The following is a 15,326-nucleotide window of genomic DNA, read 5'->3' on the forward strand; positions in this document are numbered from 1 at the left end:
ATGAATATAGAATTAAGAGATCCAAACATCATAATGAAGTTATCAAGACTTGGTTCCTTTCATCAATCAAGATTATCTTTTTTACGAAGTTTTTTAAGCGAATTTAAAGATTGGCAATATAATAGAGACTTGTTTAATTTAGACCAAGAGGGTTATGGCACAGCTGTATACTCATTTAAAAAAAAAGATAGGGTTTATTCTTTAATCTGTTATGCGAACAAAATTAATGATGATGAAAGATCAGATAGAGTAATAGCAACTAAGTGGGATGCGGCTTTTACATTATATGATGGAATACCTTTAAAAGGAGACATTGACAGATTAAGAAATGAAGTTCCAAAACAGGAAGTTGGTAGGTTGTCTTACAAAGAGCTAACATTATCTAGAGCAAATAAATCTGTTAGGGTATTTGATCATGTTGTTGAAAGTTTAAGTAACGGAAACCAACCTGATTTAGAGCTACTTGAAAAAGTTGGATATTTATACAGGACGACTGCAGTTTATGGATCAGGTAAGTTTGGTTTAGCAGATCGATTTAGAATTAAAAATAGAGAGGAAATTAACGGTCCATTCAGATTAGAGATGATGTTAGTTTATTTAGTTAGACAATTTACGTTTGATCAAGTTAATCATGTTGCAAAAAATAAAAATCCTAATTTAGCTGTTAGATTAGATCCTAAAATTTGTAGAAATTTGGGTATAGGAAATTCAACTGGATTAGGAATGGCCCCATTTATCGTTAATCATCCAACCTTATTAAATAATTGGATACTTAGTAGAGAAATTGCACTAAAAAAAATAAGAGAAATTAAAATTGTTAAAACACAAGATAGAGAATTATTTAAAGATTGTCTGAAAAGATCTCTTAAAAATATTACTAGCTGGAATACAGAGAGTGAATATCAACTCAAAAAAATTAAACTTTTGCTAAAAGATATCAAAAAATTCATCAGTTTCTTAGAAAACAAATTTAATTTTCAAAAAGATTATCCATTTAATGAAATTTATCTCTGGCTAGAGAAAGAAACTTGTGAGGAGTGCATAGAATATGTTGTTTCAATTATGATGGAGCCATTTGGTAATATAGTTCAGCCATTGGTCGCACAAATGAGCTCTGAAGAAGAAAAATACTTTAATATTCCAACTGAACGTAATGTCGGAGATTTGAAAAAGATTTTAGAAAATAAATATTCTGACATTTTAAAGATTAATTTTAATACAGAAGGGAGCAATCAGAAATTTTGGTTCATTTCAAAAAATAAAGAAGAGCCAAGATTAGCTAATCGTTTTGAGGAAAAAGGTGCAGATTTAGAGCAACCTTTGGCAATAGCTAGAGATATAAAAAAACTATATGAAAGATTATTACCTTTAAAAGATAATTTAAAGATTAATGAATTTTTAATTGATAATTCTGATTTAAGACATGTTGTCAGAAGAGCCTTTATTATTGAAAAATTTCCATATTCGGAAATACAAGATAATACTATTGGAGAAAAATTAGTTCCAATTGACATGTTGCGATTAAAGTTATCTTTTTTTGGGGCTTTAAAGTTTGATCCAAGATCTGACAAGTGGTTGAGGATATGCATGTTTCAAGGTGCACCACTCCCAAATGAGTTAAAAGATTATGATGAGCAATGGGTTTATAAAACTCACTCTTAAACTATGAAATCCTTAAGTGAGATAGAAACTACAGCTAAGAGGGCAAGTCGAGCTGCCGGTTATTCGTGGGGTATAGCAGAGGAAGTTGGGAAATCTATAAGACTCTCTGAATTATTTGGTTTTCCAGCGATCAAACATCTTAATCAATACTATCAAAATAAAAAAAAAGAAAATTTTGAAGAGGTAAAACTAATCAGTATGATTAACAAATCAAATGGATCATCTTTTTGTCCAATTATGTTAGGTGTTAATTTTATTGATCAAGTAAAAAATATCGAGACTTTAAAAAAGTGCTCAGTTGAGAATCTTGCTTATCCATTGCTGATTTTATCTTTTTTGAGCAGAGCTTCAGAAATTATTGGAAAAAAATTATTAATTTCATTTGATGATTGTAAATTTTTATTGAATTTTAATTTGAGCATCTCATCTAATATTTGGGATAAAGAGATGCCAATTTTAGCAAAAAAAGTAGAAATAAGTTTTTTAAACAATGAAGATAACTTTTCAGATCAAGATTGGAAAAATCTCTACAAACTCGCAGAGGATACATTTGTAGAGGAAACTGATAGTTTAAAAGAAGGTGCAGCGGGAGCTGGTTTAACTGATAATGACTGAAGATAAAGAAATAGAAAAAAATTTAAAGGATTTAGATGATATTTGTGATGAATGTAAAGAACAGCATGAAAGTGTTACTCAAAACTTAATTTTAACTGGTTTTAAAATTTGCAAGTCTTGCAGAGTTTCTAAGACAATTTTTCCAATCTAAATATGATTGATCGGTAAGGCGTTCATTCGACTGATCACGAAAGAAATAGATAAAAAGACAATAATCAAAAATGACATAAAGACAATTCCAAATGATTTTAAATTTGATTTAAGATTAAGAACTTGTCGCGTCGAAATAATTAATCCTGCAAAAATCCAAAATTGCGTAAGAAAAATTATAGGTATCATCAATTCTGGTGTAACAGCAAAAAATCTTAACAGACCAGGTGCGTGAGCGAAACCAACTGCTGTTAATACTTTTTTAAATGGAATTTTACTATTTTTATCAGGAAATAGTTTAACCCCAATAACAAAGATTAATATTGCCCAGACAAACCAAGTTAATATCGCAGTTACGCCGGACATTGCGACAGCTGTTTTAAAAACTGTGTTTGCAGCAACGGCACCAGCTATGCCATCTAAAATCATAATAATACCCGCAAAATAAACTGAGGCTTCACCAAAATTTTTACTATCGGAATAAAGTGTTTTATCTAGTTTGATAGATTTTAAAATAATACTTAGAAATTCACCGAACATTTATTTTTTTTTATTTTTTTGCTCTTTGTAAGAGACGATTAATGGGAATATTATTAAAGCAATAGCTATAAGAATGCAAATTACTATTAAGAAACCTTTTGTCATTTTAGATGAAGGGGGAGTAAACTCCCCCATAAATCAGATTAACCTTTTGAAACTTCTCTTGTATTAGCGTTGAAAGATTCTTTAAATGGAATATCGACTATAACCGCATCTACAGGCTTACCCGGAGTATCACTGTATTTTTCTGGTAAATGAACTTTATATTTAGTTCCAACCTTACCTTTTGGAAATCCATTTGCATTTAATGTCCCATCAAAAGGAACATATCCCATTGCAATGTTTGTTTTCTTTTCAGGATGCCACCATGGTGAAGTAATGAAACCAACTGGATCTCCACCACTATTATTTGATATTAGCCAAAAATCTGGCGCATAATCATCAATAGGTTTTCCACCTAACTCTAATCCAACTAATTGAAGTGCGTATGGTTTCTTACCATCCCTAAGTTCTTTACCCATTTTTTCTAGAGCAGCTTTACCAACGTAATCAGAAGTTTTGTTCCATTCACCTTTTCCTGATAAAGAAACCTGGTAGCCTAAGTTACATTGATAAGGATTATGTTGTTGATCCATATCTTGACCCCAAGATAAAATACCAGCTTGAATTCTTCTGTGGTGAGCAGGTGCAATAACCATTAGCTGGTGCTTTTTTCCAACCTCAAGCACAGCATTCCACATGTCATCAGCATATAAAGTTGCATCTCTTAAATAAATCTCATAACCAGCTTCTCCAGAAAAACCTGATTGAGAAATCACACAACTTCGCCCAGCAACTTTAACTTCAGCTAAACCATAAAACGGCATATTTTCTAAATCAACTTGATCACCTAACAAATCTTTCATTAGAGCTTTTGACTTTGGACCTTGTATTTGAACAGGACAAGCGTCGATTTCTTCAATAGTGCAATTAAATCTTCCATCTGCGTTAACACCTTGCAAGTACAAACCAATATCAGAGTCTGATAATGAAAACCAAAACTCATCCTTTGAAATTCTTAAAAGAATTGGATCATTTAAAACCCCACCATAAGCGTTACATAAAATTACATACCTTGCTCTCATTGGTGAAATTTTTGTTGCATCTCTTGTAATCACATAATCAACAAATTTTTCTGCATCTGGACCCTTAACTTGAATTTGTCTTTCAACTGCAACATTCCACATAGTCACATGATTAACAATTGCATCATATTCAACCATCGCTCCACCATCTTCTGGTTTTACATAACCTCTTGGATGATAAATTCGATTATAAACTGTTGCTCTCCAACAACCCGCTTGCATAGATAAATGCCAATAAGGTGATTTTCTTACTCTTGTTGAAATTAACATTTCAACTTTTGTTGGTCCACTTTGTCTTAAGTTATATGGTACTTTTCGATCTGATTGATCTACAGAAGTAACATGCTTTAAATTAGTATAGTCAAATTCTTTAGACATAACTATTCTCCTTCAACCACTTGTTAGTTTCCTTCAAGCCGCCGAATGTATAAATGTGGAAAAAATCAGTATGCGATTTAATTTTCCCAATTAAATCATTAGGGTCTTTAGGTTTTAATAAATCTAACGCCTTACTAAAATTAGATTTAAGAAAATTTAAGGAATTTTTTGCACCAACTATATTAGCAAACTTTATTAAGCTAGATATTTTTAGAGGCCCAGTAATTCCCACATGCACTGGTACGCTTTGTTTAGAAATAAAGTCTATAATTGGCTGAGGGTCAAGTAACCATTGAGTTACAATATAATCAGCGTAAGGCTTTTTATCTTTCATAGCTTTTTCTAAATCTGAGTCGGATATATCAGGACTCCCCTCAGGGTGTCCAGCAATTCCTATCGTCATCTTCTCAAAATAACCAGTCTCCAAAAGTTGAAAAGAGCTATCGAATTTTCCCATCGGCTCTCTCCCTCCTCCTATAACTAAAACTTGTTTGACGCCACCATCTTTACATCTCGAAACATAATCTTTTAGCTGTTTTTCATCCTGCATAGATCTCGCAGGAAAATGCGGGACTGGATTAAAACCTTTCTTTACTAACTCAACTGCTTGGTGAGCTGTTTCTTTATAATCTCCCCCAGGTAGCATAGTGATATAAATATCTTTTACAGCTGGAACAGTATCCAGATCTGTCTGCGGCCCAATTTCTAAAGAAAAATTCATCTAATGATGATTATATTTTTTGAAAATGCTGTCAAAGAAATTAATCGTGTAATATAATCTCAATCTATTTAATGCCTTATAATCAAACAAAATAAATTAATGAAAATTATATTAATAATGGGTCTACCAGGCTCTGGAAAAACAACTTTAGCCAATGAGCTTGCACCATTATTAAATGCAAAAAGGCTTAACGCAGATGAAGTAAGAAAAGAGGCAAATGATTGGGATTTTTCTCAAGAAGGAAGAAAAAGACAGGCAAAAAGAATGGCTGATTTTGCTTTAAAACTTCGAAAAGATAATAACTATGTTGTTGCAGATTTTATCTGCCCAACACCAGAGGCCAGAAGCTTATTTCCTTCAGATTATGTTATTTGGGTTGATACTATAAAAGAGGGCAGGTTTGATGATACTAATAAGATGTTTGTCAAACCGGACAAGTATAACTTTCATGTTACCACACAAGATGCTAAAAATTGGGCACCAAAAATATATAAAGACATAAAAAATGACATATCAGTGGGATAATAAAAAGCCAACAGCACAAATGTTAGGAAGATGGCAACCATTTCACGATGGTCATTACACCTTATTTAAAGAAATTATCAAAAAAACTGGACAAGTTTGTATTCAAATAAGAGATGTACAAGGAGTAGATGATAATCCTTTCGATTTTGATACTGTTAAAAAAAATATAGAAGATAGACTTAATCCAGAGTTTGAAGGTCGTTTTAAAATTATGTTAGTCCCTAATATTACAAATATTTGTTATGGTAGAGGGGTTGGTTACAAAATTGAAGAGATAGTATTGTCAGAGGAAATACAAAAAATATCGGCAACTAAGATAAGAGCCAAAATGAGAGAAGAAGGCAAACTCAAATAGAATTTTTGATGAATATATTAGTGAAGAACTTATCCAGCGGTATATCTATAGTTCTAATTAATGATCCTAAAACATATAATTCATTATCTTTTAAAACTTTAAATGATCTAATTAAAGTCCTAAAAAAACTTGATCAAGACAAAAAAACAAAAGTAATCATTATAGAGGGTGCTGGAAAAGGTTTTAGTGCAGGTCATAATCTTAAAGAAGTAAAAAGTTTAAAGGTAAGAAACAAATATCAAAAGTTATTTAATCTTTGTTCTAAGTTAATGCTTCAAATAGTAGAGGGTAATAAACCTGTTATCGCCAAAGTGCATGGAGCAGCCTATGCTGCTGGTTGTCAGTTAGTTGCTAGTTGTGATTTAGCTTATAGTACTAAAGATGCATTATTTGCAACTCCTGGCGTAAATATTGGATTATTTTGTAGTACGCCAATGGTTGCTGTGAGTAGAAAGATTAATAAAAAACCAATGATGAAAATGTTACTTACAGGCGAGCCAATTAAAGCAAATTTTGCAAAAGAAATTGGTTTAATAAATGATTGTTTTTCAAAATCTAAATTTAATAATGAGGTTTTAAAGATTGCAAAAAAGATTGCATCTAAATCAAATCTAACAATTAAAATTGGTAAACGAACATTTTATAAACAATTAGAGATGCCTCTTAGAAAAGCGTACGCTCATACAAGCAAAATGATGACGATAAATATGATGGCTTTGGATGCCAAAGAAGGGATTTCAGCTTTTTTAGAAAAAAGAAAACCTAAATGGAAAAATAAATAATGAAAAAAAATATTTTACTTATTTTTTTTTTAATAATTGGAATAATTATTATATATAACTTTAGAGGCCATAATCAAAATAAAGCAATTGAAGCATGTATTGCTGGGAGTAAAAAGTTAGATACCCCTATGACAGTTGAAGAAGCCAAAGAGTTCTGTAAGCAAAAAATCCAAAATAAACAATGAATGATATAAAAGAAATCCTTTCAAAATATAAAAAGATTGCAATGGTTGGAGTGAGCAATGATCCTACAAAAGCATCAACTATTGTCATGAAATATATGCTGAAATATGGTTTTAAAGTTTACCCTGTAAATCCTAAAGCTGAAGGTCAAAAAATTTTAGGAGTAGACGTGTGTGGTAAAATTACCGATATTAAAGATAAAGTTGATATAGTAAATGTATTTAGACCTTCAAAAGAAGCTTTAGATATCGCTAGAGATACAATTAATATTAAAGCAAAAGTTTTGTGGTTGCAGCTTGGTATCAAAAATCTGGAAGCAAAAAAATTGGTTGAACAAAAAAAAATTGAATATATCGAGAATAGATGCACTAAAATGGAATATCAGAAACATTTTTTAAAAGTGAGACAAGCATTCCCTGTTCTCCAAGATTAAATGAAAAAAATTTTTATTGTTTATGGTCACTACAATGACAAATCTTTTAATGCATCTATAAGAGATACTTTTGTAGAAACAGTTAACAACAATGGTCACTCTACAGATGTTGTTGATTTATATAAGGAGAAATTTGATCCAGTTTTCTCAGGAGAGGAACCTAATGAGGATGTATTAAATCACAGAAAAAGAATAGAAAATTCTGATGTAATAGTCTTAATCGCTCCAATATGGAATTTTAGAATGCCAGCTATTGTTGAAGGATGGATAGATAAAGTTCTTGCACCACCATGGGCATTTAGATTTAAAAAATTGTTTGGAAATTACGGATATCCTTTAGGAAATTTAAAAGGAAAAAAAGCAGTTGTATTTTGCACTTACGGATCTCCACAGTTTGCTGTTCGAACTTTTTTTCTTAATATGCCAACAAAAAGACTGAGACGGGGAGTATTTAATATATGCGGCATAACGGATGTTATATATCGAAGATACTTTGCTGTACCTTTCGTTGGCGATAAAAAAAGAAAAAAATTCTTAGAAGATGTTAAAAAAACTGCAAACAATATCTAGTACTTTTTTAATTTTTTTAATTTCAGTATCAATTTCAAAAGCAGATTTACTAAAACCTAATAGTGATATTAAACCTGACAGAGTTATAGAAATTCAATTATCAGGACTTCAAAATAATGACCTTATCTATAAGGATAGTGGCATAGAGCAGACTTGGAACTTTGCCCATCCTAACAATAAAAAAGTTACTGGACCTTTAGATAAATTTAAAAGAATGATTAAAGGAGACTCTTATCAAATGATGATCAATCACTTAAGTCACACCATAACAAAGCTTGGAAGTGGTGAAAATTGGGCTCAATTTGAGGTGATCCTTTTAGATAAAGATAAAATTTATCATAAGTTTAACTGGCAAGTTGAAAAGTATGAAACAGATGGTCCACTAAAAGACTGTTGGCTCACAACCATGGTCTCCAGCCCGATACCATTAGGGAGCTCCATATGATTAAAAATGACAATTTTGTTTCGTTATGAATAAAAATTTAGTAGGAATCGCTTAATGAAATCAAAAACTAAAGTTGTTGTAGTTGGTGGTGGTGTCGTTGGAGTAAGTGCTCTTTATCATTTAGCAAAAAAAGGCTGGTCTGATGTTGTTTTAGTTGAGAGAAAAGAACTTACATCTGGATCAACTTGGCATGCAGCAGGATTACTTCCACTTTTTAATATGAGTTACTCAGTTGGTCAATTACATAAGTATGCAGTAAATCTTTATAAAACATTGGAAGAAGAGACAGGAAAAAATGTTGGCTTTAGTGTAGTTTCAAATATTCGTTTAGCAAGTACAAAAGATAGAATGGATGAATATCATCAGTATGCTGGTGTTGCTAAAACAATTGGTGTTGATGTAAAATTTTTAACACCACAACAAGTAAAAGAAATTTGGCCTTTATGTCATACCGATGATTTAATCGGGGCTATTCAACATCCTGAGGATGGATACATTCAGCCAGCTGATTTAACTCAAGCTTTAGCCGCAGGTGCTAGAAATAGAGGAGCGGAGATTTATAGAAATACTGCTGTTACAGCAATCCGACAAACAAAAAGTGGTTGGGTAGTTGAAACTGATAAAGGTTCAATTGAATGTGAGCATGTTATTTCTTGCTCAGGAAATTTTGCACGTCAAACAGGTGAAATGGTTGGATTAGATATTCCAGTAATACCTGTTGAACATCAATATATCGTGACAGAACCTCATCCAGAAATTCAAAAAAGAAAAAAAGCAGGATTACCTGAGATGGGTGTCTTAAGAGATAGTGATAGCAGATGGTATATGAGAGAAGAAGCAGGAGGATTAATTTTAGGTCCTTATGAAGATGGTGCTCCAGCTTGTTATGTTGAAGGACCCTCAAAAGATTCTGAATACGAATTGTTCCAAGAAGATTTAGATAGATTAGCACCTCATATTGAAGGCGCTATTCATAGAGTTCCTGCTTTTGGCGAAGTTGGAGTTAAAAAAGTTTATAATGGAGCAATTTGTTATACGCCTGACGGCAATCCAATAGTTGGTCCAGCTTGGGGATTGAAAAATTTTTGGATTAATGAGGGGCATAGTTTTGGTATTACAGCTGCTGGTGGTGCAGGTTGGCAACTAGCAGAGTGGATTGTTGATGGAGAACCAACAATTGATATGCTTGGTGTTGAACCTAGACGTTACGGAAATTACGCAACCAAATCTTATTTAAAAGCAAAAAACGAAGAAGCTTATAGCCATGTTTTTATTGTTCATTATCCTGATGAGGAAAGACCAGCTGCAAGACCATTAAGAACGTCCCCATGTTATGAAAGAATGAAAGATTTAGGTGCTGTGTTTGGTCAAAAGTTTGGTTGGGAGAGACCCAATTTTTTTGCAACGGATGGTATGGAACAAAAAGATGATTGGTCATTTAGAAGATCAAAATGGTTTGATGCAATTAAAAAAGAGTGTCAGAATGTAAAAGAAAATGTTGGTCTATTAGATATGACGGCATTTGCAAAATGTCGAATTAAAGGTCATAAAGCTGAGGAATTTTTAGATTATTTAGTTGCAAATAAACTTCCAAAAAAAATTGGCAGAATAAATTTATGTCATGCACTTAATACAAAAGGTGGAGTTCATTCAGAATTTACAATCATGAAAGAGGCCGAAAACAGCTATTACCTTGTTTCAGCAGGTGCAAATTTAAGATTAGATCACGATTGGATTCAAAAATGGATGCCAACTGATGGATCAGTGATATTTGAAGATTTAACTAATAGTACAGGGGTACTTGTTGTAGCTGGACCAAAAGCAAGACAATTAATGCAAAAAGTTTCTACAGATGATTTTTCCAATGAAAACTTTAAATGGTTAACAGCTAAAAATGTTAATGTTGGTTATGCTCCAGTAAATGCAATGCGAGTAAACTTTGTTGGAGAACTGGGTTGGGAATTACATCATCCAATTGAGTATCAAAATCATATTTTTGATAAATTAATGGAAGCTGGAAAAGATTTAGGATTGAAGCCTTTTGGAATAAGAGCAATGAATAGTTTGAGAATTGAGAAATCTTATAAATTAGTTGGAACAGAATTATCAATAGAATATTCACCATATGAGTCTGGTTTAGATAGGTTTGTACATCCCAACAAAGGAAACTTTATAGGTCTCGAAGCATTAAACAAGTGGAGAGAAAAAGGTTTTGATAATAAATTAGTTACTCTCGAAGTTCATAATACAACTGACTCAGATGTATTAGGAAATAATCCAATTTATAAAGATGACAAAGTTGTTGGAAGAGCTACAGGTGGTGAATATGGATTTAGATTAGATAAGTCGATTGCATTAGCAATGGTAAAACCAGACTTGGCTAATGTAGGGGAGAAACTTAAGGTTGATATTTTAGGCAAGATGTATGAAGCTACAATATTAGATGAAAGTCCTTATGACGCTGAAAATAAATTATTGAGAGCTTAATGAAAATTTTAGTCGCAGTAAAAAGAGTTATTGATTACAACGTTCAAATCAGAGTTAAAGAAGACAACACAGGTGTTGTAACTGACAATGTTAAAATGTCTACTAATCCACCTGATGATAACGCAATCGAAGAAGCCGTAAAAATTAAAGAAGCTGGTAAAGCAACAGAAGTCGTTGCAGTAAGTATTGGTGAAGAGAAAGCTCAAGAAACTGTTCGTAAAGCTTTAGCAGTTGGGGCAGATAGAGGAATACTTGTTAAGACTGAGGGTATAATTGAACCACTTGCAGTTTCAAAATTGTTACAAAAAATTGTTGAAAAAGAAAAACCAGATTTAGTTTTTATGGGCAAACAAGCAATTGATGATGATTGTAATCAAACAGGTCAAATGTTAAGTGCACTTTTAAATTGGCCTCAAGCAACTTTTGCATCTAAAATTGAAATCAAAGATGGTAAATTAGAAGTTACTAGAGAAATAGATGAAGGTTTAGAAACGATTGAAATTAATGTTCCAGCAATAGTAACTTGTGATTTAAGATTAAACGAACCAAGGTATGCCTCATTACCAAATATAATGAAAGCAAAGAAAAAACCTATTGAGCAATTAAATGCGTCAGATTTAGGAGTAGATATAACTCCTAGAATCGAGCAAGTTAAAGTTGAAGAGCCACCAAAGAGAAAAGCTGGAATAAAAGTTTCAAGTGTTGCTGAGTTGGTTCAAAAATTAAAAAATGAAGCTAAAGTAATATAATGTCGGTTTTATTAATTGCAGAACATAATAACAAAGAGTTAAAGCCATTTACACTTAATGCAAGTACAGCTGCTTCTCAAATTGATAATGATGTACATGCAGTTATTATTGGACATAATTGTGATGAAGCTGCAAAAGCGCTTTCAGAATTACCATTAATCAAAAAAGTCATCCAAGTTGAAGCTGCTCACTATGAAAATTTTGTTGCTGAAAATTTTGCGCCAGTAATTGTAAAATTAGCTGAAAATTATTCACATATAATCAGTTCAGCGAATACTTTTGGCAAAAATTTAATGCCAAGAATTGCTGCTGCTTTAGATACATCTCAAATAAGTGATATTATTAAAGTAATAGCGCCTGATACCTTCTTAAGACCAATTTATGCAGGAAACGCTTTTGCAACAGTTAAAAGTAAGGATGCAAAAAAATGTGTAACTATTAGACCCACATCTTTTGATCCATGTGAAAGCTCAGGTGGATCAGCTCCTATAGAAAAAGCAGATCCTGGTGAAGAATTTGCAAAAACAAAATTTATTAAAAGAGAAGAAGTCAAATCTGATAGACCTGAACTTGGTACAGCAAGAGTTGTTGTTTCTGGTGGAAGAGGAATGCAGAGTGGTGATAACTTTAAATTAATTACCTCTTTAGCTGATAAATTAAATGCAGCTATCGGAGCCTCAAGAGCCGCAGTTGATGCAGGATATATAAGTAATGATCATCAAGTTGGTCAAACCGGAAAGGTTGTTGTCCCTGATTTATATATCGCTGTTGGTATCTCAGGTGCTATTCAACATTTAGCTGGCATGAAGGAAAGTAAAGTGATTGTGGCGATCAATAAAGATGGTGAAGCGCCAATTTTTAGTGTCGCAGATTATGGACTTGAAGCTGATCTTTTTGAAGCAGTTCCCCAGTTCTTAGAGGAATTGAACAAATTAAACACTATACAAAAATAATATAATCTGTAAAAAATTGAGTATGTCCAGAGAGACAATGGAATATGATGTAGTTATTGTAGGTGGGGGTCCATCAGGACTGGCCACAGCTATTAGATTAAAACAATTAAATTCAGAACTAAATATTTGTTTGTTAGAGAAAGCATCTGAAATAGGTGCACATATTTTGAGTGGAAATGTTTTTGAAACAAGAGCTTTAGATGAATTAATTCCTGGTTGGAAAGAATTAGACCCACCCATCAAAACCAAAGTCACTAAAGAAAAATTTTTATTTTTAGGAAAAAATAAATCATTGAGCTGGCCAACTTGGTTGCTTCCAGAGGTTCAAAAAAATCATAAAAATTATATTATAAGCCTTGCAAACTTATGCAGATGGCTTGCAGAACAAGCTGAGTCACTTGGTGTTGAAATTTTTCCAGGATTTCCAGCAAGTGAAATATTATATGATAATGATGGTTCTGTTAAAGGAGTTGCAACTCAAGATATGGGTTTAGATAAAGATGGAAACAAAAAAGATAGTTATGAGCCTGGTATTGATCTTATTGGTAAAGTAACTGTTTTTGCAGAAGGTTGTAGGGGTCATTTGGGTAAACAATTAATTAACAAGTTTGAATTAGATAAAGGAAAAGATCCTCAACAATATGGAATTGGTTTTAAAGAAATTTGGGAAATAGATGAAAAAAATCATGAAGAAGGGATGGTCATGCACACGGCTGGTTGGCCATTAGATAAAAACACTTATGGTGGAAGTTTTATTTATCACGCTGAGAACAAACAAGTTTTTTTGGGTTATGTCATTGGATTAGATTATAAAAATCCTCACTTATCTCCTTTTGATGAATTTCAAAGATTTAAAACTCATCCAGCAATTAAAAAAATTATTGAAGGTGGAAAAAGAATTTCTTATGGAGCGCGAGCTTTAATTGAAGGTGGTTTTCAAAGTTTACCGAAAATGTTTATGCCTGGAGCATTACTTGTTGGATGTGATGCGGGTACGCTAAATATGCCTAAAATAAAAGGTTCGCATACAGCTATGAAAAGTGGAATGATAGCTGCTGAAACTATTGATGAACATTTTAAATTGAAAAAAGATTTGTCGATCTTTGAGGAAAAGTTTAAAAATAGCTGGGTTTATGACGAGCTTTATAAGGCTAGAAATGTCAAACCAAGTTTTAGCTGGGGACTTATTTTGGGTATTATTTTTACAGGAATAGATCAAATTTTATTCAGAGGCAGAATGCCTTTTACCTTAAAACATAAACATGCTGATCACGAAACACTTAAGCCAGCAAATGAAATGCCTAAAATTGAATACCCAAAACCTGATAATATCATAACTTTTGATAAAACAAGCTCGGTATATTTAACGGGTACAAATCACGCTGATAATCAACCGGTGCATTTGAAATTGAAAGATCCAAATTTGCCAATTAGTTATACGTTAGAAAAATTTGATGAACCTGCTCAAAGATATTGTCCAGTTGGAGTTTATGAGGTTCAAAATGAAAACAATGTCCAAAAGTTTGTGATTAATTCTCAAAATTGTATTCATTGTAAAACTTGTGATATTAAAGAGCCATCACAAAATATTACTTGGGTTACCCCAGAAGGTGGTGGTGGACCTAAGTATGGTAATATGTAATTAAGATAGATCTATTGCAAATTTCTTTAAAGTTTCGATTGGTAAAATTTTAAGTGTGTTTTCATGAGTGCTCTTTAAAAATATTGGACAACCTTTACCAGCTTCTACTGCACGAGCATACCAAGTGGCACAAACACACCATCCATCACCATCTTTTAAGCCGGGAAATCCAAATTCAGGGTGTGGGGTAATTAAATCATTTCCAGCTTCTTTACACCACTCTAAAAATTCCGTTGTAACTTTTGCACAAACTGTGTGTAAACCATGATCATTTTCATCAGTATTACAACAGCCATCTCGATACCAACCCGTTAAAGGATCTAAAGAACATTCTTCCAAAGTTTCGCCAAGAACATTTTTTTGAACTTTATCTTCCACCATAAATATTATAGATATTATCATCAATTTTTGCATTGAATGATATTGATCTTCTTTCCTCTTTAGTATTCTTAAATGGAAAGACTGTGTGCATTAAATAGTTTGGAAAAAAATAAAAATCTCCTACTTTAGGGGTTATAGAAAAAGTTGATGGAGATAAAAAATGCCTTGTTCCATTAATGAGTTGAAGCTGACCACCTTGATAAGTTTTGGTTTTTTCTTGATAGTGTTTACCAAAAGTTGAAGGAACTTTTAAAAAACCTGCACCAGATATATGACCACTATGCCAATGAGTTGGATTATATTCATTTTCAAATTGTCTTACTATCCAAGTGGTCATCAGCTCAAATTTAGTGATTTTCTTTTTTAATTCTACTTCTACCCATTTGTTAACACATCCAGCAAGAAATTTCCCCCATCCACTTTTTTCAATTATTTCCCGATCTAATTTGAATTCTTGAGTAACATCACCAACTAATTGATTACCATAATCAAGATCAGATGATTTTTTTTTATCTTCGACAACTACATCTATATAGTTGTTTAATGCATCAAGTGTACTATTAGGTATTTTGGCAACCATCACTGATGGACCAAATAATTTTAAAATTTTAATTTCATTTTTTTCCATTAT

Annotated in this window: 19 protein-coding genes; 14 read left to right on the forward strand and 5 right to left on the reverse strand. The window is 32.3% G+C overall.

What is annotated here, in order from left to right; translation table 11 throughout:
* The 3 genes from ACTT83_RS00620 to ACTT83_RS00630 are packed head-to-tail and all read left to right on the forward strand — an operon-like array spanning position 1 to position 2,428.
* A complete protein-coding gene (locus ACTT83_RS00620; RefSeq protein WP_440918321.1) occupies positions 1-1,662 on the forward strand; it encodes a hypothetical protein in 1,662 nt (553 codons plus the stop codon).
* A 3-nt stretch (positions 1,663-1,665) separates the two neighbouring features.
* Complete coding sequence (locus ACTT83_RS00625) at positions 1,666-2,277, forward strand: DUF3726 domain-containing protein (RefSeq protein WP_440918322.1); 612 nt, start codon at positions 1,666-1,668, stop codon at positions 2,275-2,277.
* Positions 2,270-2,428 carry a hypothetical protein gene (locus tag ACTT83_RS00630; protein WP_440917222.1) on the forward strand — a complete coding sequence of 53 codons (159 nt, stop codon included), beginning with the start codon at positions 2,270-2,272 and terminating at the stop codon, positions 2,426-2,428. The genes ACTT83_RS00625 and ACTT83_RS00630 overlap by 8 nt, the downstream gene beginning before the upstream one ends.
* On the opposite strand, the gene ACTT83_RS00635 is transcribed toward ACTT83_RS00630, so the two are convergent.
* From ACTT83_RS00635 to ACTT83_RS00645, 3 genes are all read right to left on the reverse strand, one after another.
* Positions 2,425-2,967: a hypothetical protein gene (locus ACTT83_RS00635; protein ID WP_440916178.1), complete on the reverse strand. Its 543-nt coding sequence runs from the start codon at positions 2,965-2,967 to the stop codon at positions 2,425-2,427. The two genes, ACTT83_RS00630 and ACTT83_RS00635, sit on opposite strands and share 4 nt — an antisense overlap.
* A 143-nt stretch (positions 2,968-3,110) precedes the next feature.
* Positions 3,111-4,469: an aminomethyl transferase family protein gene (locus ACTT83_RS00640; protein WP_440918323.1), complete on the reverse strand. Its 1,359-nt coding sequence runs from the start codon at positions 4,467-4,469 to the stop codon at positions 3,111-3,113.
* Complete coding sequence (locus ACTT83_RS00645) at positions 4,462-5,190, reverse strand: methylenetetrahydrofolate reductase (RefSeq protein ID WP_440918324.1); 729 nt, start codon at positions 5,188-5,190, stop codon at positions 4,462-4,464. Before ACTT83_RS00645 ends, ACTT83_RS00640 begins: the two co-directional genes overlap by 8 nt.
* Positions 5,191-5,289: 99 nt before the next feature.
* On the opposite strand from ACTT83_RS00645, the gene ACTT83_RS00650 reads away from it, so the two are divergent.
* From ACTT83_RS00650 to ACTT83_RS00700, 11 genes are read left to right on the forward strand one after another with little or no spacing between them, the layout of a single operon-like run.
* Positions 5,290-5,715 (forward strand): AAA family ATPase, encoded by a 426-nt coding sequence (locus ACTT83_RS00650; RefSeq protein WP_440918325.1) that lies wholly within the window; start codon positions 5,290-5,292, stop codon positions 5,713-5,715.
* On the forward strand, positions 5,696-6,070 hold the full coding sequence (locus ACTT83_RS00655) for a cytidyltransferase (protein ID WP_440916182.1): 375 nt from the start codon (positions 5,696-5,698) through the stop codon (positions 6,068-6,070). Before ACTT83_RS00650 ends, ACTT83_RS00655 begins: the two co-directional genes overlap by 20 nt.
* An 8-nt stretch (positions 6,071-6,078) precedes the next feature.
* Positions 6,079-6,852: an enoyl-CoA hydratase gene (locus ACTT83_RS00660; protein ID WP_440918326.1), complete on the forward strand. Its 774-nt coding sequence runs from the start codon at positions 6,079-6,081 to the stop codon at positions 6,850-6,852.
* Complete coding sequence (locus ACTT83_RS00665) at positions 6,852-7,037, forward strand: hypothetical protein (RefSeq protein ID WP_440918327.1); 186 nt, start codon at positions 6,852-6,854, stop codon at positions 7,035-7,037. Before ACTT83_RS00660 ends, ACTT83_RS00665 begins: the two co-directional genes overlap by 1 nt.
* Positions 7,034-7,468: a CoA-binding protein gene (locus tag ACTT83_RS00670; RefSeq protein ID WP_440918328.1), complete on the forward strand. Its 435-nt coding sequence runs from the start codon at positions 7,034-7,036 to the stop codon at positions 7,466-7,468. The genes ACTT83_RS00665 and ACTT83_RS00670 overlap by 4 nt, the downstream gene beginning before the upstream one ends.
* Positions 7,469-8,038 (forward strand): NAD(P)H-dependent oxidoreductase, encoded by a 570-nt coding sequence (locus ACTT83_RS00675; protein WP_440917231.1) that lies wholly within the window; start codon positions 7,469-7,471, stop codon positions 8,036-8,038.
* A complete protein-coding gene (locus ACTT83_RS00680) occupies positions 8,010-8,483 on the forward strand; it encodes a hypothetical protein (RefSeq protein ID WP_440917232.1) in 474 nt (157 codons plus the stop codon). The genes ACTT83_RS00675 and ACTT83_RS00680 overlap by 29 nt, the downstream gene beginning before the upstream one ends.
* A 54-nt stretch (positions 8,484-8,537) precedes the next feature.
* Complete coding sequence (locus tag ACTT83_RS00685) at positions 8,538-10,970, forward strand: GcvT family protein (RefSeq protein ID WP_440918329.1); 2,433 nt, start codon at positions 8,538-8,540, stop codon at positions 10,968-10,970.
* Complete coding sequence (locus tag ACTT83_RS00690; protein ID WP_440917234.1) at positions 10,970-11,719, forward strand: electron transfer flavoprotein subunit beta/FixA family protein; 750 nt, start codon at positions 10,970-10,972, stop codon at positions 11,717-11,719. The genes ACTT83_RS00685 and ACTT83_RS00690 overlap by 1 nt, the downstream gene beginning before the upstream one ends.
* Positions 11,719-12,672 carry an electron transfer flavoprotein subunit alpha/FixB family protein gene (locus tag ACTT83_RS00695; protein WP_440918330.1) on the forward strand — a complete coding sequence of 318 codons (954 nt, stop codon included), beginning with the start codon at positions 11,719-11,721 and terminating at the stop codon, positions 12,670-12,672. The genes ACTT83_RS00690 and ACTT83_RS00695 overlap by 1 nt, the downstream gene beginning before the upstream one ends.
* 4 nt (positions 12,673-12,676) lie before the next feature.
* A complete protein-coding gene (locus ACTT83_RS00700; RefSeq protein ID WP_440918353.1) occupies positions 12,677-14,314 on the forward strand; it encodes an electron transfer flavoprotein-ubiquinone oxidoreductase in 1,638 nt (545 codons plus the stop codon).
* Here the strand turns inward: ACTT83_RS00700 and ACTT83_RS00705 are convergent, their stop codons facing one another.
* Both ACTT83_RS00705 and ACTT83_RS00710 read right to left on the reverse strand, forming a co-directional pair.
* The gene (locus tag ACTT83_RS00705; protein ID WP_440918331.1) at positions 14,315-14,695 is read right to left on the reverse strand and encodes a DUF2237 family protein; all 381 of its coding nucleotides are present in this window, start codon (positions 14,693-14,695) and stop codon (positions 14,315-14,317) included. It abuts the gene before it with no gap.
* Complete coding sequence (locus ACTT83_RS00710; RefSeq protein WP_440918332.1) at positions 14,682-15,323, reverse strand: putative 2OG-Fe(II) oxygenase; 642 nt, start codon at positions 15,321-15,323, stop codon at positions 14,682-14,684. Before ACTT83_RS00710 ends, ACTT83_RS00705 begins: the two co-directional genes overlap by 14 nt.
* Between the last annotated feature and the right edge of the window lie 3 nt (positions 15,324-15,326).

The sequence above is a fragment of the Candidatus Pelagibacter sp. genome, from assembly GCF_052049775.1.
Taxonomy (GTDB): Bacteria; Pseudomonadota; Alphaproteobacteria; order Pelagibacterales; family Pelagibacteraceae; genus Pelagibacter.